Genomic DNA, 25,103 nt, shown 5'->3' with positions numbered 1-25,103 from the left:
AAGAAGAATATCATAATGTCTACAAAATATACAATGTAAAGAGCAAAAAGTCATTTAGTAATTTGTTTGAGCTGCATTTTATAGAACTTCCAAAATTCAAGAAAGATTTTAGTGAAATAAGGACAACATTAGATAGGTGGGCAGCATTTTTAACAAAAGCGTATGAATTTGATAAGGATACTGTTCCTAAAGAATTGGCACAGAGTGAGGAGATAAAAAAAGCAGCTGAGAAGCTAGATATAATGAGTTTAAATAAGGAAGAAAGAGAAATATATGAAAATGATTTAAAAGCAATGATGGTAAGAAATGCCGAGATTAATGCTGCTGAGGAGAAGGGAAGAGAAGAAGGAAGAGAAGAAGGAAAAGTAGAAGGAAGAATTGAAGCAGCTATAGAAGCAATAAAATTAGGAGTGAATAATGATGTTGTAGCTAAAATTTCAAAATTATCGATAGAAAAGGTGGAGGAATTACGCAAAAAGTTAGCTATAAATGAATAGATAAATGAATAGATAAATGAATAATTGATTCCTCTGTTTCCTCTGAGGTGCAACCATACTGAGGTGCAACCATATTTTACCTGTAAATAAGAAATGGTATGTGGTATAATCACTCTTGTGTTTAATATCAAGTAAAGTAATGACGTAAAAGAAAGGGATGTATCAAAATGAAAACAAGTAAAAAAATTATGGTAGCAGGATTGATTGGTGCTATGACATTGACAACAGTGGCTTGCAGCACAGGTACAGGTAAAAAGGCAGAGAATGTGAAGAATCCAACTTCTGTTGAAGCTTCTAAAACGGTTAAGCCTAAAGTTAAAACTGATAAATCGGATGAAACTAAAGTCAATGCTGAAAATTCAAAGTATGCGGTTGAGAAAGTTTTTGAGAAACCAGAACTTTTGAAGGAATTTACAAACAAGGATGTAGATTATGCAACATATTTGAAATCTGAGCCATTTAAAGCAATATTTTTGGACAAGGATAATAAATTATTGCAAGAAATTGATGTATATACTTTACCAAATGCTAAAGATTCAACGGCTTTATATTTATACTTAAAAGAAGATAAAGTAGTTAATGCAAAATTAGATGAATTTAATGGAGATATTGACACACAAGCATATGATTATGATACATTAGTTTGTAGTACTGATGTGGAGAAGCAAGCTAAAGAGGCGGATTTTCCATATGATTTAGCGAAAAAGAAAGATGAAGCTGAAAAAGAATTAAAATCTAAATTTGAAGGAAAGAGTTTAGATGAACTTAACAAGATATTAAAGGTATATGTGCCTTATCAAAGGTACAGTAGAAAAGATACAGATAAAACGCTTGATGTATATATGATTGTTAGTGAGGAAGGATACACTGCAAGTAGTACAGTTAATGTTATTGTAAAAGATAACAAGATCGAAAAATTATATGTAGATGATAGTTATAGACCAAGTAAGAGTCCTATTGATGTGTTAAAAGCTGCAAAATAAAATAAATGACCTCAGAGGCGGTTCCAATATATGGAACCGCCTCTGAGGTCGACCCAAAATTTTACATATTCATAGCGATTGAAAAATATATATATTAATGCTAAAATATAAGCATGAGCAAGCACAAGAAGAAGAAAAAAGCAGAGTATGTTTAGTGTGCTTGTTGTTAAGTGTGTTGTATGAAAATCGTTGTATGAAAATTACTGAATATGGTGGTGGATGTATGGAAAAAGAATTATTACAACAGCTTTTGGGTAAATTAGATAATATGCAAAAAACAATGGATGAAAGATTTGCTAGCATAGATAAGAGGTTTGATGATGTAGATAAAAGATTTGCTAGCATAGAAACAAGACTTGATGGTATGGAAACAAGACTTGATAGTATAGAAACAAGACTTAATGATATGCAAGAAGATTTGAATGAAGTTAAAGCTGAAGTTAAAGATATTAAGCAGAAGAATGATATTATATATAAACAGATTCATGATTTAACAGAGTTTAAGACTGATGTAAATATTAAACTTGATAAAATTTATGATAGTGTTGATTTTATAAAGTATGAAGAGTTTGGAATAAAGCAAGATATATTTAGACTTGCAAAGAATATTAGATTAGTTAAATAAAACTGAAAATTACGCAAAAATTTCTGTAGAGGTATTTTCGGTACGGAAATTACATATGCGATATATAGATATAAAATTATTTTAAAATAATTTGAGACATAATATTAAGACATCATGGAACCGTCAGGAATGACGGTTTTATTTTAGCAATTGGAAAAAATTACACCCCAGGGGTGGTTTTAAGGTGGATGATTTTGGTGGAAGAATACAGAATAGTTAAAATATTGAGCAACAATGTAATTTTAGTAGAGCATAGAGGTACGAATTATATACTAGTTGGTAAAGGAATTGGATTTGGACGAAAAAAAGGACAGAGTTTGGATAATCTAGAGGGAATAGAGTCTAAGTTTATTTCATTAGAAGGATTGAAGTCTCATGATTATAGAAGATTTGTGAAGGAATTGGATCCTAAAATAATTGAACTTACTGAAAAGATTTTAAAAGTAGCTTCAGACGAATTGAATCAAGGGTTGCATCCGAGGATTCATGCTGGTCTTATAGATCATATTCAGTTTGCAATTAAGAGAATTAAGGATGGAATAGTCTTGGTTAATCCATTCTTGAATGAAACAAAACTTTTGTATCCTAAGGAGTATGAAGTAGCTGAAAAAGCTGTAAAAATTTTAAGTGAAGGGTTGAATATGGAAATACCTGATGCTGAAATTGGTTTCTTGACATTCCATATTTGTGGAGGAGTAAAAGAAAATTCTAAAAAAGAAGCTTTGGAAAATATAAAATTGATAAATAAAGTAGTGAATTATGTTTCTAAAAAGATAGGATTTGAGTTAGAACCATCATCATTTGAATATATGAGATTTGTTATTCATATCAGGGGTGTACTATGTAGAGTTAAAGATGGAAAAACGATTAAGAATAACCTCTTGACAGAGTTGAAAGAAAAGCATACAATTGAATATAGGATGGCTTATGATATTGCAAAAATAATTCAGAATCATCTTAAGGTGAATGTGCCGGAAGATGAGGTTGGTTATATTGCTATTCATCTTATGAAATTAAATAATTAAATAATTAAATAATTAAATCATTAGCGTGTTACTGATTCGATCAGGCATGAGCTAAGGTTTGGAAAGTATTACAAAGGGATGCTATACCTATTTATGTGTATGGTTGGTCTGTTTGTGTGTTTTCCAGATTTTGGTTCGTGCCTTTTGTTTTTAATGTGAACTGTTAACGAAAAAAATACAGCATGTAGAGATTTTTATAGTGAATATTGATACAAAATATATATGTATTGAATATAAATATTGCATATTGCGAATTGAAAGTAGAAGTATTATAAACTTGATAAAGTGAATATGCTAGGTAAGTCTGCAAAGTGAAAAAGTAAATATGCTAAGTAAATTTGAAAAGTAAAAAAGTGAATATTGCAAAGAGAAAAAGCAAATATGCGAAGTGAATTTGCAAGGTAAATATGCGAAGTGAATTTGAAAAGTAAAAAAAGTGAATATTGCAAAGAGAAAAAGTGAATATGAAAAATAGATTTGCAAGGTAAGTATGCGAAGTAAAGAAGTAAATCTACAGAGTAAAAAAGTAAATCTACAGAGTAAAAAAGTAAATCGCAGAGTGAAGAAGTAAATCTGCAAAATAAAAAAGTAAATCTACAAAGGAATGTGCTTATTAGAACTTTGCTTGAAAAATTTACATGAATAAATCAATCAGCTTGACGTTGGTATAGTCTTAAAATTCAGTAAATTCGATATAATTAGTATTTAAAAGCCCAATTAAATAGTAATTTTATTATTGGTAATGGCTTTTTTTGCCCTAACATGAAAGTTATTATTCATAGTATGTAAATATTGCAAGAAATATTAGATAGCGAAATAAATGGGTTATAAAATTCCCATTTATATATAAAACTAAAGTAATATTAAAACCTTGGCCGGGGTTACTAAAAACTCTTAAAATAAGGAGGATTACAATGAAAAAGAAAGGTAGTAGAGCTTTTGCTATTTTGCAGAAGGTTGGTAAATCTTTGATGTTGCCAGTTTCAGTTTTGCCGGCAGCAGGACTTTTGGTTGCATTTGGTAGAATAATTCAAAATATAGCTGTAGGACCAAATGGTCAGGTTGCAAATGCAATGCTAAATGCAATTGGTAGCATTATGTTTAAGGGTGGTATAGCAATCTTTGAACAATTACCTCTTATATTCGCAATAGGTGTTGCAATAGGGTTTGCAGCGGGTGAAGGTGTTGCAGGACTTGCTGCAGGTGTTGGATACTTTATTATGATAAATGTACTAAAAATAATGGGTGAACTTAGAGGATTGCCTTTTAAAATCGACACAGGTGTTTTTGGCGGAATCATAATGGGATTAATAGCGGCTAATTTATATAAAAAGTTTTTTAAGACTAAATTACACCCAGTACTCGGATTTTTTGAAGGTAAAAGACTTGTACCAATTATTACAGCTTTTGTAGCAATGATATTAGGTATAGCATTAGGGTTTATATGGCCTCCAATACAAGGTGCAATTAATGCATTTGGTAAGAGTGTGTTAGATGCAAAAATAGCTGGATTTAGTCTGAGCGGTGGAATATTTGCAGCAGGTAACAGAGCATTGATACCAACAGGTTTACATCATGTATTCTATGCACCATTCTTATTTGACTTTGGAACATTTACAAATGCAGCAGGTGAAGTATTTAGAGGTGAAAGTGCAAGATACTTTGCAGGCGACCCTACTGCAGGGGCTATAATGGCATCTGAGTATCCATTAAAGATTTTTGGATTGCCAGCAGCAGCACTTGCTATGACTTTAACAGCTGATAAGAAAAATAGAAAAGCTGTTGGTGGTGTAATGCTTACAGCAGCATTGACTTCAATAATAACTGGTATAACTGAACCAATTGAATTTGCATTCATATTTGTTGCTCCAATATTATACGTTGCACATGTTTTATTGGCATTTGTATCAGGATTTTTAATAAATTTATTCCATATAAGACTTGGATATACATTTACATCTTCATTGATAGATTTCTTTATATCGTATTTTAATGCAGGTAATCCATGGAAATTGTTCTATATAGTTGGACCAATAATTGGTGTTCTGTATTTTGTAGTGTTCTATTATGCAATTAAGAAATTTAATCTTAAAACTCCAGGTAGAGGAGAAGATCTTGAGAGTGAAGCACTTAATATATCAGCGTCACAAAAGGCTCTTGAAGTATTAAAAGCATTAGGAGATGCTGCAAATATAAAACATATAGATGCTTGTATTACAAGACTTAGATTGGAATTGAATGATTCATCTATGGTTGATAAGAATAGATTAAAGGCTTTAGGTTCTGCGGGAGTTATGGATGCAGGTGGCGGAAGTGTTCAGGTTGTATTTGGAACAGAAGCAGAAGCTTTAAAAGATGAAATAAAGTCAATAATTGCAGCTGGTGGAGCTAAAGCGTTTGAAAATGTTAACAAAGAGGCTGCAATGGATAGTGAAAATGTGTCTAACAAGAATGGCATGAATGCTACAGTTTCTAAGAGTAAGAGTGGTAAAAATGGTGCGGTTTCTAGGAATTCTAAAAGTGGAGAAGAAATAATAGTATCTCCAATGAAGGGTAAAATAGTAGATATATCAGAGGTTCCAGATGCTACATTTGCAGAAAAATTATTAGGTGAAGGTATTGCAATAGAACCAGTTGATGGTATAGTTACTTCACCAGTTAATGGTAAAATAACTCAATTGTTCAGAACTAAACATGCAGTAGGAATAATGACTGATTTAGGAGCAGAACTTTTGATTCACATAGGTATTGATACTGTTAAAATGAATGGAGAAGGTTTTGAAGCTTTTGTTAAACAGGGTGATGAAGTTAAAGTTGGAGATAAATTATTAAAAGTTGATTTAGAATTAGTTAAGAAAAAAGCTAAATCGACAATATCTCCTATAGTTATCACTAATACGTCAGAATTTAAATCTATAGATAAGATTGCTAAAGGAAATGTAAATTGCAAAGATAATATGTTGAAAATTGTTAAATAATAATTATAATTATTATTATTAATAAATATTATTAATAAATATTATGATTAAACCACAATAAGCTATGGATAAATTTCAAATATACAACATATAGTATTTATGAAATTGATTCTTATGTATATATAGTGATAAGTTTCTTTTTAAAATACTTTCTGTGGGATAACCATTATTATTAATAAATATTATAATTAGAGAAATATTAAAAAATATTAAAATATTAGAAAGGAGATACTAAGATTATATCTCCTTTCTAATTGGTAAAATTTACACCCCTGGGGTGAATTACAGAAGGGAGACAGACATAATATGGAAAAGAAAATAATAATTAAGGCTGAAAATGGAATTCATGCAAGACCAGCAGGAAATATAGTTAAGTTAGCTTCAGGATTCAAGTGCGATATTACTATTAATGGAATAAATGCTAAATCAATAATGGGATTGATGAGTAGCGGAATTTCTAAAGGTGATGAAGTAATAGTAAAGACTTCTGGTGTAGATGAAGAGGAAGCTATGAATGCATTATTAGAGCTACTTAATAATTTAGATTAAATTTGTTTTAGATTAAATTTGTTTTGCTAAAATAAAAAAGTGTAAAATGAAAACATTGGGACTTTAGGTGTTGGGATTTCAGGTGTTGGGATTTTAGGTGGAAATTATCAGGTGGGAATTGTATTTCCTCTAAATTGTTTCGCCACTAAAGTATATGGAGAAGGATTTACTAGACAAACGTTATTGTATTTCCTCTAAATTGTTTCGCTACCTAAACTCAGCCCGGCAAAACAACATTTTAGACAGAAATTATGCTTAGACAGAAATTATGCTTTAAGCAGAAATTATACTTAGACAGAAATTATGCTTTGTGCTTTAGGCAGAAATTATACTTAGACAGAAATTATGCTTTGTCTAGATTTTTTCGCCACTTAGACCCAGCTGGCGAAGCAACATTTTAGCTTAAAGAGTATTTCGTTTAAAGCAAAAAGTTTAAATCTCCCATATACCACGTGTAGAAGTGGGAGTATTATAAAATTCTTATAAATTCGATAAAATAATTAAGGAAGGAATTGAAATGATGGTTAAGGGAATCGGAGTGTGTCCTGGAATAGCTTTAGGTAAGGTTTTAGTTCTTCAAGAAGAGGAATTAAATGTAGAAAAAGAAGAAATAGAAGATATTGAATTAGAAAAGGAAAGATTTAATAAGGCTGTTTTAAGGTCCAAAGAAGATTTAGAGAAAATTAAAGTTCAAGTTACAGAAGAATTAGGTGAGGATAATGCTGAAATATTTCAGGCTCATTTAATGATTTTACAAGATCCAGAATTAATAGATTCAACCTTAAAGAAAATAGAAACTGGAATAAATGCTGAATATGCATTTAATGAAGTCGTAAATCAAACTATTCAAGTTTTTGAAGCAATAGATGATGAATACTTGAGGGAAAGAGCAGCTGATATAAAAGATATATCCAAAAGAGTACTAAAATATTTGCTTGGCAAGGAGCAATCTGATATAACAAGCTTATCAGAAGAAATAATATTGGTAGCTGAAGATTTGACTCCATCTGATACTGCGTCAATGGACAAAAAAAGGGTTAAAGGATTTTTAACTAATATTGGTGGAAGAACATCGCATACAGCTATCATGGCTCGAACACTAGGGATACCAGCAGTAGTAGGACTAAATAACATAACAGAGAATGTTAAGAGTGGAGACATTGTAGCGTTTGATGGAGAAACTGGAGAAGTTATAATTAATCCAAATGATGAACAAAAGAAGTATTATGAAGATAAAAAAAGAATTTATGAAGAAAATAAAAAGGAATTAAAAGAATTAGTTGGAAAAGAAAGTATAACTACAGATGGGAAAGTTGTCGAATTAGTAGGTAATATAGGAACACCTAGTGATGTTGAAGCATTAATAGATAATGATGCTGAAGGTGTTGGACTTTTTAGAACAGAATTTTTATACATGAATCGACATGAATTACCAACAGAAGAAGAACAGTACAATGCATATAAAACTGTTCTTGAAGCTATGAAGAATAAGCCAGTTGTAATTCGTACATTAGATATTGGTGGAGATAAGAATTTAGACTATTTAAAGTTTGATTATGAAATGAATCCATTTTTAGGATATAGAGCTATAAGGCTTTGTTTAGATAGAAGAGATATATTTTGTACACAGTTGAGGGCGTTATTGAGAGCAAGTATTTATGGAAAACTTAGGATAATGTTCCCTATGATTTCTAGTTTAGAGGAACTTTTAGAAGCAAAGGAAATATTGAGTCAAGTTAAAGAGGAATTAATAAATGAAGGATATGAAATTTCTAAAGATATTGAGATTGGTATGATGATAGAGGTTCCTTCAGCAGCTATTATAAGTGATATATTAGCTAAACATGTGGATTTCTTTAGCATAGGAACCAATGATTTAATACAGTATACAACTGCTGTGGATAGAACTAATGAAAAGATAAGCCATTTATACAGTCCATTTAATTTAGGTGTTTTAAGATTAATAAAGATGGTAATAGATAATGCACATCAAGAAGGAATTTGGGTTGGAATGTGCGGTGAAATGGCTGGGGATAAGACATTGATTCCAATATTGCTTGGCATGGGATTGGATGAGTTCAGCATGAGTCCTATATCGATTTTGCCAGCGAGAAGATTAATTCGTTCATTATCTTTAGAGGAATCAGAAAAAATAAGTTGCGAAAAGTTGCGAAATGCTTAAAAAGGAACTATAGGTTAGGATTAACCTATAGTTCCTTTTTTTGGTTACGCCTCTGAGGTGTAACCATTTTCTGGAACGACCTCAGAGGCGCAGCCATTTTTTTGGTTGTGCCTCTGAACCGGCTATATATGGCGGCTAAGGAGCGATATACAAAATTTTGTTGTGCCTCAGAGGCGACATTTTTTCTAGTGAGTCCCAGATCATACATTTTATTTTTGAACCACCTGCTATTACTTTCATTGATGATGTCATGTCTGAACTTTCACCAGCTTTTAGCGAAATTTTTGTTGCTGAGTAGTTTAACATAGAATTATTTTTGTCATATAATGCTATAATTAGTGTTATATCTTTGGTAGATTGAGAAATATTTTTTGCTCTAATTGTGATTTTAGCGTCTCCACCAACTTTAATATTATCTAGATTTTCTTGTGGGGTAAGTATGTCCAAAATTATATCGTTATTCACATTTGTATCACTATTTTGATTTTGGAGTTTCATTTGAATTAATACGGGATCATGATCGCTTACTCTTCCACAGGCATCTATGAATTCGGAATTTATGTTAACTATATCAATAGTAGTGCTATCAACTAAGTGATTGCTAACTAATATATTGTCTAGTACTTGTGAGTTACCTTCATGTACATAAGAAAATCTTTCGTTTTTAGGTAGTTTATCAATCATATTAGTAAGCACATTGTTATTTCCTTTGCCTTTAAGTATTGATACGGTTTCAGAGAAATTAAAATCATTCAAATCACCTAAAACAACTACATTTGCATTTGGGTTTGCTTTAAAAATTTGATCAACAAAATTGTTTATAACAGTAGCTTGTTTATGCCTTTGTATTTCGCTATTTCTTTTAGGTGGTTGATGTGAACCAAATAGCCCATCATCTCCTCGTTTCGAACATAAATGATTTCCTATTATAAATACTTTTTGTCCTTTGAAGTTGAATTCAGCAACTAAACTTTTTCTGCTGTGTTCAAAGGCTTCATTTGTTGGAGCGATTCTTCCAGGATTTACTGATAAATGGGCAGTAGCATTTTTGCCTACAATTTTCACGGATTCAGTTGGATCTCCTTTTTTGCCATCATTTACAAGAGAAACTCTATCACTCCTGTATATAAAGCCGACACGGATATTTCCACCTGGAATTCCACCATCCTTATCATCTACTGGATTAATGTCAGTAAATTTATATTTAGGACCACCATTATCGATTATAGTATCAATTAATTTTTTATAAGTTTGACTTGCATCTACTATCGAAGTATTTTTGCTACCATCATTATCTTGAATTTCTATTAGTGATACGATATCTGGAGCTTTTAGATTATTTATTATTGATTTAGCTATTCCAGTTATTCTTTTTGGATCAGTTTTTGATGAAAAATTTTCAATGTTATAACTAGCTATAGTCAGCTTGTCTTCATTTGGCACTATTTTTGTGATTTCTCGTTTGGCTCCTCCATCAATGATTTTTGGTAATGCTTCAGTATTTAATAGAGTGTATTTTCCATAGCCGTAGCTCATTACACCTATAACTGAATTTGCAAATTTATCTCCTACTTTAACCTTAAAGTTTGGATTGATAAATTTTTTAGAGCGATTAGATAAAGGCACGAGTACATCATCAATAGTAATTCTTTCAGGATTAAAGTTATCTTTTGATATAACTAGACCATTGTGTATACTTTTTTTATTAACAGAATTTTGACCATCATCTCCAACAACTGTAATTTCACCGTATTTTTCAGATATACCGACTATCAATGGGTTATTTATTTCAACTAGCATTCCTTCTAAACTTTCATAAAAGTCGATTGCATCTTCATCTGGATCAAATTTATTAAAACTGTCATTATCGATAATTTGAGTAGGAGGTATCCTACCACCAATTCCTACTATTACTGGCTTAGGAAGAGGATTGTTATGAGATTCAATGGAAACATTAGTTGCAGCTATTTCTGTTGTTGTTAGACCACCTTCAAATCCATTTACGATTTCTTTAACAGTACCTGTAACTTTTACTAAATCACCAACTTTTACACCGCTTTTATATTTATATACATATATACCTTCAGAAGTTTTAATATCATTATCAGGGTTAGGATCTTGCATATAGAAAGCCTTTGTACCCTCAACTGCAGTAACTATACCCATAACCTCATCAACAGTAGTGTTAATAAGGGGAGATATATGAGATTGACCTTGAATATATCGGATTCTAGTTGCTTCACCGGGTTCTCTTACTATGAAGTTAAATGTCTTAACTAAGCTATCTAACATATTTTCTTTTATTGCAATGGCTTTTATTGTGCTATTCTTGTTTAAAATTATAGCTTGACCATTATATAAAATACTCTTACATGTTGGTTTGCTTCCATCTAATGTGTAATATATTTTTGCGCCAATAGTTTCTGTATATAAAGTTATTTTAGTACCCTTTTTGATTATTCCAGGTCTAACTGAACTTTCAACGGGTTTAACTCTAGATGAATTTGTTATTATATCATGTTTGTTTCTGAGCATTATTTGATAATTAGATTTGTATTGTCCGATAATTCCTATTATGTCAACTATAAAGCCATTTTTATAATTATTACTGTCAATATCTTCAGCAATATGTGAATCTACTCTTAGTTGTAATTGAGTTTCACCTTGCTTGGCTTTAATTGTGTATCCTTTGTATGAATCTGCAGGAACTTCTGTTAATTCAATGTTTGATATCTTTACTAGTTGACTTTCCAAATCTTCGCCTATATCTGAAGCATTGATTTTCTTAGGAATAAGAGTGTTACCAGTTGAAATAAGTTTAATACACTCTATGTTTTTTAATTGCTTTAAATTATTCCAGTCATCAATTTCTCCTACTATACTTACTTTATTTCCTACTACGAAATCTTTTTGAATATTACTACCAGCATATAAATATATACCAGCAGTGTTATCTTGAATATATGCGTTGTTTCCTATTTTGCCAGTGATTACACCTTCTATAAGTACTTTTTCACCTTTGTTTTTTTGTCTTGCACTTTTTATAGAAATTAGTTTTAATGGTTTTTTAATAGTATATTTGAACGAAGATTTTTTGCCGTATTTTTCATCTTTTTTAGCAACAGCAGTAATTGTTTTATCTTCATTGATTTCTATTGGGTTTGTGTACAGTAAACCATTACTTATTGGATCTTCTCCATTAAGTGTGAAATAAATTGATGACCCTGTTGTACTTGTGCTTAAAGTGATTTTGGTTCCTTTTTCTACTTCGCCGGGAGCAGGTGTTGCGTTAACAATAGCTGAGTTTTGGATATTTTCTGATGATGAATCTATTTCATGATAACCTAAATGAGTAATATCATTTTTAGGGAAAGATATCCATTCGATTGATGGATCAAAATTATCATTGATAATGGTATCACCGTAGAGAACAGAACTTTTTCTAATTAGTGTATGATCTTTTGTGGATATTGATCCACTTGACCAAACTTTTCTTTCACCTACTTTACCAATTGAATCTATTATTGTATTACCTTTTTTTAATACTAGTGCATCATCTCCATTGAAATTTATAGCGTTATATCCTATTATTACATTATTTACTCCTAAATTTTCTAGTTTGGATTTTAAATTTTTATTAACAACAATTACTAAAGTATCTTTATATTTTAAATTTCCATTTAATTTTAAGACAGAACCTTCATTTAATTGGTTGCCATTAAAACAATTAATTAGTGAATAATTGGATAAATCTACATCGTGTCCGCTGTTATTATAAAGTTCTATTGCTTTGTAATCATTTCCAGAGCCTTCAACATACTCTGATATAATCAAATCTTTTGAAACAGTTTCGGTAGCTTGAATAGAAGTCAATCCTATAAAATAATTAAATATGATTGAGAAACATAAAATAATGCTTAGATTTTTGAATGTTTTTTTAATAAATGAATTTTTTCTAGTTGTATTTGATAAGTACAACTAGCTCACCCCCTTGCGTAATAATAATAATAAATTTTTAATTTTTTAAATGTTATACTTATCAAGTTATAAAATTCATATTTTTGTCTAGAAAATTTTGTCTAGAAAATTATACGATTTTAAGAACTTTGCAAGTATACTTATCAAAGTTGAAATAGAGTTTTTTTCTAAGTCTAGAAACTTTAGAAAAAACATGTTGTTGTTTTAAGATTTAATTCTCGCATGATAGTGTGGTTAGCTGTCACCTCCTTGTTTTTGACTATTAAGATACTATAAATGAACAAAATTCAATCAGTTAAATGAAAAATACCATTTTAGTGTGATTTTAAAGCATCATTTAGTACAGTAAAACAGTAAAATTCAGTATTACAAATTGAGTTATCAAGTTATTTGTAACTTATTGTATTCGATTCGTAATTTAGATTTTTATAATATATTACAACGAAAAAATGCAGTGTGTAGAAATTTTCATAGTGAATATTAACACAAAATATATGATTAAACCACAATAAGCTATGGATAAATTTCAAATATACAACATATAGTATTTATGAAATTGATTCTTATGCATATATAGTGATGAGTTTCTTTTTAAAATACTTTCTGTGGGATAACCATGATATTAAATATAAATACTGATGTTAAATATAAATACTGATGTTAAATATAAATACTAATGTTAAATATAAATACTAATGTTAAATATAAATACTAATGTTAAATATAAATACTAATGTTAAATATAAATACTAATGTTAAATATAAATACTGATGTTAAATATAAATACTGATGTTAAATATAAATATTTATATCGCATATTACAAATTAAAGCAACTTATTGTAATGATTTTTGTTCATTTAAAGTAATATCTGATAATATCTAAATTTTTGACTATTTTAGTATTTTTAATCATAATATTTGCAAATTTGTCAACTTTACAAGATTATTATTCTTATAACCAAAAGATTAGAGTTTTTGTTTCAAGTGGAGTAGATTTTTTACTTGAAGTACTGATTTTGTCGTAACCAAGTAAGAATAAGAAAGTGAAAATATGGTAGCTTTTTCACTTGAACTTCTGGTATTTTGTTTTGAAAAATAAGTTTACTAGCAACTAAGTATAGCAATTGTTGATAATAAAGTTCTATAAAGTTATAAGAATAATATATTTACAAATAATTCAAGTTATCGGTTGCTAAAATAGCCAGTAAAACTATTTTATATTAAAAATAATCAATATGCAATAAATTTACCAATAAAGGATGAATTATATATTTATCTGTGGTATAATATAGGCGAAAAACAAAAAAAAGGAGGTATAATAATGGAAGTGCTAAAAAAAATTACCAGTATTTTTCTTTTGCTATTATTGACCGTAAGCTTACCAGTATTTGCAGATATTCCGAAAGGAACGGTAGTGCTACGGGATAAGGCATACGATTTGGAGTACATTAATAACAAAGAAGATTCGCCAAATATTCAAAAAATTGCGAATGATTCATATGAAATTTATGTTAAGGGATATGATGGCAAATGGTATGATAATTCATCAGGTAAAGAGATTTCAAAAAACAAAATACGAGCTGTAACTTATATGAATAATTTGGGAGAACTTAGTGATTATGCTGAAAGAGATGGGAAAAAAATATTATTAACTGTAACAAGAGCTTGCTATATAGCTTCAAATCAAATTATGGTACAATTCAACAAAAAAGTAGATGTTACTACTGCACTAGATAAGTTAAATTATAAGATTAATAGTGACATTTTATCTGATAAGGATACCATAAAATTGATGGAAGATGGGAAAACAGTCATAATAACTTTGAATAAAGATATAGAAGATAAAAAATTTATGTCTAATATATTTGTTTCAAAGAATGTTTTGGATATAAATAAAAATTCTATGAATTTAGATTACGATAAGAATGTAGTTGTTATAAATGACATGAAAGCATTTTTAGATTCAGATAAAGAATTAAAGTCAGATATTGATATATTAGCATCAGGATATGAATTAAGAGATGCAGACATATATGGAAGTGTTTATATTAATGCTGATTCTGTGAGAGTATTGAATACCAATGTGTCTAATAAAATTGTGATAAATCCAGGAAAAGAAGGAACAACAAATTTGTTGAATACAAATTCAAGATGTATAGATGTTCTTTCAGGTGGTACAAGCAGTATACATTTGTATAATGTAAAATCGTCAGAACTAAATGTACTTAGTGATAGAAATTTAAGAGTTGAATTAAGAGGAAGATCATTGATTGGCAGAACTAGGGTTTCTTCAGCGGCAATTTTAGATGTTATTTCTGGTTCCTTTGGAAATGTAATAATAAATATTGAGGATGGTATGAAATCAGTATATGGACAAGCAGTAGAATTGCGAGGATGCTTTGATAAATCTGTTATATTAGAAAGCGGTGTAACGCTTAGAGTATCTAAATATACAAGTATACCAAATGTGATTGTAAGTACTTTCGATAAGCATGCATTTGTATTTTTCGATGGTAATTTTGATAAAATTACAATTGAAAATAATGCTAAAATAAAGATAAAAGCAAATTCATATATTGGTAAAATTTGTTCAAAACTTGATGTGAATATTGATGTTGGGAGTGGAGCAGTAGTAAAGGAGACTACTAAGAATGTTAAGAATATTGGTAGAGGTATTGTGGAGAGTAATAATGGAATTACATCAGCAAATACGAATATAGATGAAGATTCAAGCAAAACTTCAAGTAAAACTAGTCATTCAAGTAGTAGTCATGCAGGAGATGGCCATGTAGCACAAAAACCTCCTACAGCAAATGATGTAACTATATTAGGTAACTTTATTGTTGGACAGATATTAACAGGGAATTATGTTTATTATGATAGGAATGGAGACAAAGAAGGAGATTCAATTTTTAAATGGTATAGAGCAGATGATAATAGTGGAACGAATAAAGTCAAAATTGATGGTGCAATATCGAAAACATATAAATTGACTTCAGAGGATGAAGGGAAATATATATCATTTGAGGTAACTCCTGTAGCTAAAACTGGAAAAAATAAGGGTGTTGCAGTTCTAAGTGATTTTGTTGGACCAGTAAAGGGTTTATTAGATACAGAAAAACCAGTTATTACATTAAAAGGTGAAAAAAGTTTAGAGTTAACAGTAGGACAAATTTTCAGAGATCCAGGAGTAACAGCAGTAGACAATATTGATGGAGACATAAGTGCTAATGTTAAAGCTACTATTACAGATGTATCTGGTAATAAAGTTGCAAATGTGGATACAAGTAAACCGGGAACATTTATAATACACTACAATGTAAGCGATGCAGCAGGGAATAAGGCAGATGAAGTAACTAGAACAGTTGTAGTAAAAGAGGAAGTAGTATTAGATACAGAAGAGCCAGTTATTACATTAAAAGGCTCCAAAGTAATTGAAGTTATTGCAGGAAACTATTTTGAAGATCCAGGAGTAACAGCAGTAGACAATATTGATGGAGACATAAGTGCTAATGTTAAAGCTACTATTACAGATGTATCTGGTAATAAAGTTGCAAATGTGGATACAAGTAAACCGGGAACATTTATAATACACTACAATGTAAGCGATGCAGCAGGGAATAAGGCAGATGAAGTAACTAGAACAGTTGTAGTAAAAGAGGAAGTAGTATTAGATACAGAAAAGCCAGTTATTACATTAAAAGGCTCCAAAGTAATTGAAGTTATTGCAGGAAACTATTTTGAAGATCCAGGAGTAATAGCAGTAGACAATATTGATGGAGATATAAGTGCTAATGTTAAAGCTACTGTTACAGACGTATCTGGTAATAAAGTTGCAAATGTGGATACAAGTAAACCGGGAACATTTATAATACACTACAATGTAAGCGATGCAGCAGGGAATAAGGCAGATGAAGTAACTAGAACAGTTATAGTAAAAGAGGAAGTAGTATTAGATACAGAAAAGCCAGTTATTACATTAAAAGGCTCCAAAGTAATTGAAGTTATTGCAGGAAACTATTTTGAAGATCCAGGAGTAATAGCAGTAGACAATATTGATAGGGATATAAGTAAAAGAGTTAATGTAACTGTTACAGATAGAGCTGGCAATGAATTTACCAAGGTGGATACGAGAAAACCATTTACATTTATAATACACTATAATGTAAGTGATGCAGCAGGAAATAAGGCAGATGAGGTAACTAGAACAGTTATAGTAAAGAAGAAAGTAATATTAGACACAAAAAAACCAGTTATTACATTAATAGGTGCAAAAACAATAAAATTAACAGTAGGACAAACTTTTGAAGAACCGGGAGTAACAGCAGTAGACAATATTGATGGAGACATAAGTGCTAATGTCAAAGTTACTGTTACAGATGTATCTGGTAATAAAGTTGCAAATGTGGATACAAGTAAACCGGGAACATTTATAATACACTATAATGTAAGCGATACGGCAGGGAATAAGGCGAATGAAGTAACTAGAATGGTTGTTGTTAGAGAAAGAGAAGTACCTGATACAGAAAAGCCAGTTATCGTATTAAGAGGTGAAAAGATAGTAGAATTAACGGTAGGACAAACTTTTGAAGATTCAGGTGCCACAGCAGTAGATAATATTGATGGAGATATAAGTGATAATATCAAAGTTACTGTTACAGACGTATCTGGCAATGAAGTTGCAAATGTAGATACAAGTAAAACTGGAGCATTTACAATACATTATAATGTAAGTGATGCAGCAGGAAATAAGGCAGATGAGGTAACTAGAACAGTTATAGTAAATGATTCATCTGTGACTAAGCGTTCAGTAAACGTTAAAGTACAAGGTCATAGAGTTACTATATCAATTGAAAGTCCTAATATTAAAGATTCAGTTACATTAAAAATCGAGAATGAAAAAGGCGATAAGGTTTATGTTGATCAAAAGGATAAGGCTAGAGGAGAGATAATAAATAATAAATGTGAATTTACAACAGAGCTTGAAAATGGTAGATATACAGCATATATAAATGCTATAAAGAATGAGAAGATTATTGTAAGGACATTTGATATTAATGGTACAGATGAAGAAAAACCAGTAAATATTGACATTCAAGGACAAAAGGTGACTATATCAATTGAAAGCCCTAATATAAAAAATTCAGTTACATTAAAAATAGAAAATGAAAAAGGAGCTATAGTTTTTGTTGGACAAAAAGACAAAAATGATGGAGGAATAATAGGTAATAGATGCGATTTTACTACGGTTCTTCGTAAAAAAGGTAAGTACACAGTATATATAAATGCAATAAAAAATGAGGGTATAATTAAAAGAACAATTCAGATTGGGGTATCTAACTGAAACTTATTTGATTGGTATGATTAGATATGTTTGTTGCTCAGAATGTTTTCATGAGTAAAGATAAGCTTATGAATTCTTTGTGTAAAATTATTAAAAAAAAGATTTTGTACTGATTTAGTATTAAGCTCGATATCATTTTACACATGAGAATTTATTATAATGGAAAGTGTACTTACAGGAATTGAAAATAAAAATTTCTGTGAGGATTTAAATTATGAGAGGGAGGAGGGAAAATTTATATATACAAACTAAAGATAAGTATATATGTAGTTATGAATAACAAATGAGAAAAAATTATATATAAATGTTATTAAATGGTAAATAAACCATAATGCACTTATATGCATTATAATAAGATTAAATTTTGAATTTATTTATGTATTATTTAAACAGGGGGGTAGTATAGTGAGGTATAAGCATAAGAAGTTAATGAGCATTATTATGACTTTTGTAATGATATTCGGATTAGTTTTTACTCCTTCTATGAAGGTATTTGCTGATAACAATAAAGATATGCATAAAAATTTATACAAAGGGGAAGAATTAACTATATCAAAGGAAGTTAAAGATAAGATTTATGAAGAGGCACGTAAACAACTTAGGGATTTAAAGCACTTAAATAGTGAAAGAAAATACAATAGTAAGAATAGTAGATTAAAATATTTTAATGACAATGTACCTAACAAAGGTAAAAAACAGCATAATCCAGAAGACAAGGTAAGATTAATAGTTGAGCTTAATGGTAAATCAGTTAAGGATTATTGTCACGGAAGATCTTTAAAAGCAGTTGCTAATAATTCAAAAATATCACAGAATATTTTAAAAACACAGAATAGTACAATTAATGAAGTGTTAAAGCATGATCCTAATATTAAACTTGAAAACAGATATTCAGTATTATTAAATGGATTTAGTGTAGAAGCGAAATATAAGGATTTGAATAAAATTGCTGAAATGCCGGGTGTTAAAAGTGTACAGGTTGCTAATGAATATTATCCTGACATGAATTATGCGAAAGATATGAAGACAAATATAGCTAATATTTGGAAAGATTATGGTTACAAAGGAGAAGGAATGGTTGTATCTATAATCGATACAGGCATTGATTATAAGCATAAAGATATGGTTATTTCTTCTTCAACAACTCCATCTGCAATAAAATTGACAAACGAAAATCCAAAAGGACCTGGAATATATTTCACAGAAAAAGTTCCTTATGGGCATAACTTTGCAGATGACAACCAAGATGTAATACCAGCTCCAGGTACAAGTCCACATGGAATGCATGTAGCAGGTATTGTTGGTGCTAACTGTCAAGAGCAAGATGAGATTAATAAGAATGAAGGTATTAAAGGGGTTGCACCTGAATGTCAATTGCTTGCAATGAAAGTTTTCTCGAATAAACCGGGCAAAAATAGTGCTTATTCAGATGATATTATAGCAGCTATTGAAGATTCAGTTTTACATGGTGCAGATGTTATAAATATGAGTTTAGGTTCGACTGCAGCTTTCCAAGATATGACTGATGGAGAGCAGACAGCAGTAAGAGAAGCAACTGAAAATGGTGTAGTAGTTGTTATATCTGCAGGAAATTCTCAGTATTCAACAGCACCATACAAATTTCCAAATGTTAAAGATACTGGATTAGTTGGTTCACCAGGACTTGCACATGAATCAATGCAGGTAGCTTCATTTGAAAATAATAGAATAACTTCTCCAGGTTTAGATTATACTTGGGATGGAGGTTCTAGTAAGGAGCCAGTTGCATATGCTCAATGCTCTATAGATCCAGTTGAAGCTTTGAATGATCCTAATGGTTATGAAGTTGTGTACTGTGGTTTAGGTGGAACTCCTGCTGAATTTGCAGGTAAAGACCTTCATGGTAAAATTGCACTTATTAAAAGAGGAAAGTATGCTTTTACAGTAAAACAAAGCAATGCAAAAGCAGCTGGAGCTATAGGCGTGATAGTTTATAACAATAAAGGAAATGCTCTTGTACACATGGTGGAACAAGATGGATTAGGAATTCCAGCATTGTTTATAGGAGAGACAGATGGTGCTAAAATAAATTCATTAATTGGTAAAAATGTTAGAATCAAGTTTAATGGTAAAATAACATCAATAATTAACCCTGATAAAGGAGATATGTCAGACTTTACATCATGGGGACCTACACCAAACTTGGATTTTAAACCTCAAATAACAGGTGTTGGTGGAGATGTATGGTCTACAATTCCAAATAATAAGTATGAATCTATGTCAGGTACATCTATGGCTTCACCATATGTAGCAGGATGTACAGCACTTATAATGCAACATATAAATGATATGATTAAAGAAGGAAAGCTAAGCTTTGAAAATCCAGATGAAAAAGCTGAATTTGTTAAAGCATTGGCTATAAATACGGCTGAAGTTAAAATGGACAAGTATCATCATGGAACTCCATATTCTCCAAGAAGACAGGGAGCTGGATTAGTTGATACTGAAGCAGCAATTAAAGATAATGTTACTATTACTTACAATGGTGAAGCAGTAGCAGCGCTAAAGGAAATGGGTGAAACTACTGAAATTCCACTTGTAGTTCATAATTATGGTGATAAGACTATAACTTACAAAGTTGAAGATTTAAGTGGTGTTATGACTGAACAGGGAAATTTCCTTCCATCAAAAGATACTGGTTATACAATGTCATATGATGTTCCACTAAAAGGAGCTTCAATAACATTTGACAAAGATACAATAACAGTTACAACTGGGTCATCTATAACAATCAATGCTACAATAAATATGAGTGATGATACTCCAGTAGATAACTTTGCAGAAGGATTTATTAGATTAATTCCACAGGATTCTGATGTGCCTGATATAGGAATACCTTATATGGGATTCTATGGAGATTGGGACGAGCTTCCTATACTTGATGCTCCAATGTATGATGGAAAAACAAAACTTGGAGAAGGTTCTTTATTTACAATAAACTCAAAAGGTAATATATATTACTTAGGAGTTGTTGGGTATGACAAATATGGTAATCCAATAGTTGAGCCAAAAGATTTTGCAATAAATCCTGATGATGAAGATGCTAATACCAATGTATTGCCAATAGTTACTCTATTGAGAAACGCCAAAGATTTCGAAGTTAATATTAAGGATTCAAATGGTGAGTTGATTAAAACTGTTGCTGAAAGCACTAATCTTAGAAAAGAAGTTTTAGCTGAGCAACCAAATCATTGGTATACAACTAGTGAAGATTGGGCATGGGATGGTAAAGAATATGATCCATCAACAGGTGGAGTAAAATCAGTACCAGAAGGACAATACTATGTATCATTAAAGAGTAAAATTGATTTTGAGGGTGCAAGATATCAAGAATTGAGTATGCCTGTAAAAGTTGATAAGACTAAGCCAGTAGTTAATACTGATGAGTTCTTTGATGAAAGCCCAACAGAAGATTATAAAGTTTCGTTTAAGGCTTCAGATAATATGACTGATATTCATACATTTGCAATATTGATAAAGGATTTTGCTAGTAATAAATCTGAATTATATGAAAATGATGGACATAAGATATTTAATGCGAGTGACTACTATAATAAAGAAACAGGAAAATATGAAATGAGTATTAAACTTCCATATCATGCTAATATAGTTGCTCCAGTAGCTATAGATTATGCAGGAAATATGGGAATGGGATACAGCATAGTAATCAATACTGCTAAAGATTCTCAAATAGAAATTACTTCACCAGAATCATATAGCTTGGTTGATGAAGGAGATGTAAAATTAGAATATAAAGCTTCTGATAAGTTAATGAGTGAGCTTGATCATTTTGTAATAAAGATTGATGATGATGATGAAGATAACAGACAAGTAATAAAGAATGATAAAAAATTAGAGTATGTTATTAAAGGGCTTGAACCAGGAAAACATGTTGTAAAAGTTGAAGCTGCAAATAAGGATGAAACGAAAGTTCTTGATAGTGATTCAATTATATTTTCCATAAATGGAAAGGATTTAAGCATAAAATTTGATAACTTAGGACAGGGTAGTGTTGTAAATAAAACTACTTTTACATTAGAAGGTAGCGTTACATCAATTCCCGAAAAATTTGAAATCAATGGCAAGACTGTGAAGTTAGGCGTAAAAGAAGAAATTTCAGGAAATATCAATCCACTTGCATTTAAACATGATATTACACTCAAAGCTGGTGAATTAAATAAAGTATATATTTATGTTAAGAGCAAATCTGGAAAAGAATATAATTATGCATATAATGTATACTGTGATACTGATGCACCTGTGATTACTTTAACTAATCCAAAACAATCTATTGATGATCCAAATAGAGAGGTATATGAAGTAATTGTTGATAAGAATGCAAATTCTTACACAGTTACAGGTAAAGTTAAAGATAACATGCAGGGATATAAATTCTTTATAAATGGCAGTCAAGTATTGAATGTTGAATACGATACACCTAGAGGAGACGATACAGAAAGAGAATTTTCTAGGGAAATAAAATTAAATTCTCCAGTAACAATAATAAAACTTAAAGCTGTAGATTTTGCTTCAAATACTACAGTTAGAACAATAAAGGTTTATAGAGGAGAAAAAACTAATCCTATAGCTATTGAAAATTTAACTGGTGACAAGACATTCCATAATGGTGACCAAGTTAAAATTCAAATTAAAGCTACAAATATTACGGATAAAGCTTCAAATGCATCATTGATATTGGGCTTGTTTGATGAAAATGGTGCTATGGTTAATGTAGTAGCAAGTAGTCAAAAATTAGCAAGTAATGATGAAGTTGTTATGATGGGAATACTTAATATTCCAGAAGAAGGTAAGTATAAATTAAAAGCATTTGTATGGAATTCATTTGATTCAATGAATCCACTTTCAGATGTAATAGAATATGATATAAAATAGTAGAAATAGAATATTTGAACGTTTGAATGCTTGGATGTTGAATGATTGAATATTTGATGTTTGGATGTTGAATGTTTGAATACTTGATGTTTGGATGTTGAATGTTTGAATGTTTGGATGTTGAATGTTTGAATACTTGATGTTTGGATGTTGAATGTTTGAATGTTTGGATGTTGAATGTTTGAATGTTTGGATGTTGAATGTTTGAATGTTGAATGATTTTATATTACACAATAAAAACAGCTTTCCTATATGAGGAGAGCTGTTTTAAAAAAATTGGATTTGCCTCAGAGGTAGAACCAATTTCTGGTTCTACCTCTGAGGCTATCCCAAATTTTGGTTTCACCTCAGAGGAGGAGAAAAGAAAAAAGATATAGATATAAAGGTAGGTGACAATGATGAAGGGAAAAAGAAAAGTAACGATATATATTTTAGCTTTACTATTATGCATGGTAATGGTAGGTTGCAAAAAAAACAAAAGTTCGAATGATGTAAATAAAAGCAATACAATAAGTGCTAGTACAAATATGAAAAATAATAAAAATAATAAAAATAATAAAAATAATAAAAATAATAAAAATAATAAAAATAATAAAAATAATAAAACAAGCAATGGTAAAAACATAAATATAAATAATAATGATAGTAAAGATGGTAAGACCGCTAAATCAAATAAAGTGAGTAAATCAAATAAAGAGGATAAGAATAAACAGGACGTTGAAATAAGTAAATCAAGTAATTGTGATAATGATAAAGATAAGCAAGGTGTTAAATCTAGTGAAAGAGATAACAAAGATAATAAAGATTCTGAAATAAATGAAACAAATAATGGCGATGAAAATAAGCAAGATATTGAAGATGATAAATATAGCAATTATGACAAAGATAAACAAAATAATGAATTTAGTGAGAGATATAACAGAGATGATAAAGTTGATGCAAGCAAAAATACAGATGAGAAAAATATAGACAAGGAAGATAATAAAAATAGTAAAGATTACAAAAACAAAAATATAAATAACAACACAGAAAGTAGTAATAAAAATAATACAGGAAACAAAGAAAAGACTGGTACTATGGATAAAAATAATATTAATACTAATAATGAAGTTAGCGAAGATATTGACAGAAATTCCAAGGAGTGCGTTGAAAAAAATAAAGATAATCAGAAAGATACGTGCAAAGATTCTAGCAAAGATGGAAAAACAAGTGAATATGAGAAAAAAGATTCTAGCAAAGATTCAGATCGAACTGGACAAGCAAGAAGATATAAGGTAAAAGATTCTAGCAAAGATGGAAACATTGACAAAGATTCAGACAGATACCAAGATGTACAAGCGAATAAAGATGGAGACAAAAATTCAGGCAAAGATTCAGACCAAGATTCATCCCAAGCTGGACAAGCAAGTGAAGATACGACAAAAAATTTAGGCAAAGAGCAAGAAAATGGACAAGCAAATAAAGATAATAAAGAGACTAACAACGAAAATGCCAACAATAAGGAGACTAATAATAAAGAAGAGAAGGAGAAAATAAATATGCAATATGAAATTTTATATAACAATCAATTATCTAGTACAATCAAAAACATCATAAATATGTACAAGCAGAATGAGGGATATTACCATTATAAAAAAGATGGAAATAGTTATATAATCATATTCTCAGGAGCTCAACCTAATAGTGGATATGGCATAGGTATAGCATCAATTAAGAAAGAAGATGGAAAAATTAACATTTTAGTTAAGGAAAAAACACCTAAAGCAGGAGAAAAATATCTTACAGTTATAACATATCCATATGTTATAGTCAAATTTAACACAGAAATAACAAGCTTTACAATCAAGAATACTCAAGGCTACGAATACAAAATGGCAAAAAGTGATGGAGAAATAATGTAAAAAATTGCACCCCAGGGGTGCAAAAAAAGGAAATTATGTGTTATAATGATGCAGACAAATTCTGGTTGCGCCTCAGAGGCACTCCCAAACTTTGGATATATATCTGA

At 30.2% G+C, this 25,103-nt stretch carries 11 protein-coding genes; 10 read left to right on the top strand and 1 reads right to left on the bottom strand.

Annotated features, from left to right (window positions below):
- From CLTEP_RS08815 to ptsP, 7 genes are all read left to right on the top strand, one after another.
- Positions 1–497: Rpn family recombination-promoting nuclease/putative transposase (locus CLTEP_RS08815; protein ID WP_153016309.1), on the top strand; the 497-nt coding region annotated here is incomplete at its 5' end.
- 167 nt (positions 498–664) lie between these two features.
- A complete protein-coding gene (locus CLTEP_RS08810) occupies positions 665–1,480 on the top strand; it encodes a hypothetical protein (RefSeq protein ID WP_066825602.1) in 816 nt (271 codons plus the stop codon).
- 223 nt (positions 1,481–1,703) lie between these two features.
- The gene (locus tag CLTEP_RS08805; protein WP_066825599.1) at positions 1,704–2,105 is read left to right on the top strand and encodes a hypothetical protein; all 402 of its coding nucleotides are present in this window, start codon (positions 1,704–1,706) and stop codon (positions 2,103–2,105) included.
- 188 nt (positions 2,106–2,293) lie between these two features.
- Positions 2,294–3,130, top strand: a complete 837-nt coding sequence (locus tag CLTEP_RS08800; RefSeq protein WP_242863900.1) for a PRD domain-containing protein — start codon at positions 2,294–2,296, stop codon at positions 3,128–3,130.
- 914 nt (positions 3,131–4,044) lie between these two features.
- Positions 4,045–6,108: a PTS sugar transporter subunit IIABC gene (locus CLTEP_RS08795; RefSeq protein WP_066825594.1), complete on the top strand. Its 2,064-nt coding sequence runs from the start codon at positions 4,045–4,047 to the stop codon at positions 6,106–6,108.
- 306 nt (positions 6,109–6,414) lie between these two features.
- Positions 6,415–6,657, top strand: a complete 243-nt coding sequence (locus CLTEP_RS08790) for an HPr family phosphocarrier protein (RefSeq protein ID WP_066825591.1) — start codon at positions 6,415–6,417, stop codon at positions 6,655–6,657.
- Between the two features lie 520 nt (positions 6,658–7,177).
- A complete protein-coding gene (gene ptsP / locus CLTEP_RS08785; RefSeq protein WP_066825611.1) occupies positions 7,178–8,839 on the top strand; it encodes a phosphoenolpyruvate--protein phosphotransferase in 1,662 nt (553 codons plus the stop codon).
- Between the two features lie 135 nt (positions 8,840–8,974).
- On the opposite strand, the gene CLTEP_RS08780 is transcribed toward ptsP, so the two are convergent.
- Positions 8,975–12,817 carry a chitobiase/beta-hexosaminidase C-terminal domain-containing protein gene (locus tag CLTEP_RS08780; RefSeq protein WP_066825589.1) on the bottom strand — a complete coding sequence of 1,281 codons (3,843 nt, stop codon included), beginning with the start codon at positions 12,815–12,817 and terminating at the stop codon, positions 8,975–8,977.
- A gap of 1,323 nt (positions 12,818–14,140) precedes the next feature.
- Here CLTEP_RS08780 and CLTEP_RS08775 point away from each other — a divergent pair.
- The 3 genes from CLTEP_RS08775 to CLTEP_RS08765 all read left to right on the top strand — a co-directional run bounded on the left by CLTEP_RS08775 (position 14,141) and on the right by CLTEP_RS08765 (position 24,996).
- On the top strand, positions 14,141–18,163 hold the full coding sequence (locus CLTEP_RS08775) for an immunoglobulin-like domain-containing protein (RefSeq protein ID WP_066825586.1): 4,023 nt from the start codon (positions 14,141–14,143) through the stop codon (positions 18,161–18,163).
- A gap of 405 nt (positions 18,164–18,568) precedes the next feature.
- A complete protein-coding gene (locus CLTEP_RS08770) occupies positions 18,569–23,095 on the top strand; it encodes a S8 family serine peptidase (RefSeq protein ID WP_066825583.1) in 4,527 nt (1,508 codons plus the stop codon).
- Positions 23,096–23,493: 398 nt separating this feature from the next.
- The gene (locus tag CLTEP_RS08765; RefSeq protein ID WP_153016308.1) at positions 23,494–24,996 is read left to right on the top strand and encodes a protease complex subunit PrcB family protein; all 1,503 of its coding nucleotides are present in this window, start codon (positions 23,494–23,496) and stop codon (positions 24,994–24,996) included.
- Positions 24,997–25,103: the final 107 nt, after the last annotated feature.

This window comes from Clostridium tepidiprofundi DSM 19306 (genome assembly GCF_001594005.1).
GTDB lineage: Bacteria > Bacillota > Clostridia > Clostridiales > Clostridiaceae > Clostridium_AC > Clostridium_AC tepidiprofundi.
The sequence above is the reverse complement of the archived record's forward strand: the minus strand, read 5'-3'. Positions and strand labels throughout refer to the sequence as shown.

What these genes read in the sequence shown, in the direction of transcription:
- CLTEP_RS08810 (WP_066825602.1), top strand. Translation starts at nt 665, where the DNA reads ATGAAAACAAGTAAAAAAATTATGGTAGCAGGATTGATTGGTGCTATG.
- CLTEP_RS08805 (WP_066825599.1), top strand. Translation starts at nt 1,704, where the DNA reads ATGGAAAAAGAATTATTACAACAGCTTTTGGGTAAATTAGATAATATG.
- CLTEP_RS08800 (WP_242863900.1), top strand. Translation starts at nt 2,294, where the DNA reads ATGATTTTGGTGGAAGAATACAGAATAGTTAAAATATTGAGCAACAAT.
- CLTEP_RS08795 (WP_066825594.1), top strand. Translation starts at nt 4,045, where the DNA reads ATGAAAAAGAAAGGTAGTAGAGCTTTTGCTATTTTGCAGAAGGTTGGT.
- CLTEP_RS08790 (WP_066825591.1), top strand. Translation starts at nt 6,415, where the DNA reads ATGGAAAAGAAAATAATAATTAAGGCTGAAAATGGAATTCATGCAAGA.
- ptsP (WP_066825611.1), top strand. Translation starts at nt 7,178, where the DNA reads ATGGTTAAGGGAATCGGAGTGTGTCCTGGAATAGCTTTAGGTAAGGTT.
- CLTEP_RS08775 (WP_066825586.1), top strand. Translation starts at nt 14,141, where the DNA reads ATGGAAGTGCTAAAAAAAATTACCAGTATTTTTCTTTTGCTATTATTG.
- CLTEP_RS08765 (WP_153016308.1), top strand. Translation starts at nt 23,494, where the DNA reads ATGAAGGGAAAAAGAAAAGTAACGATATATATTTTAGCTTTACTATTA.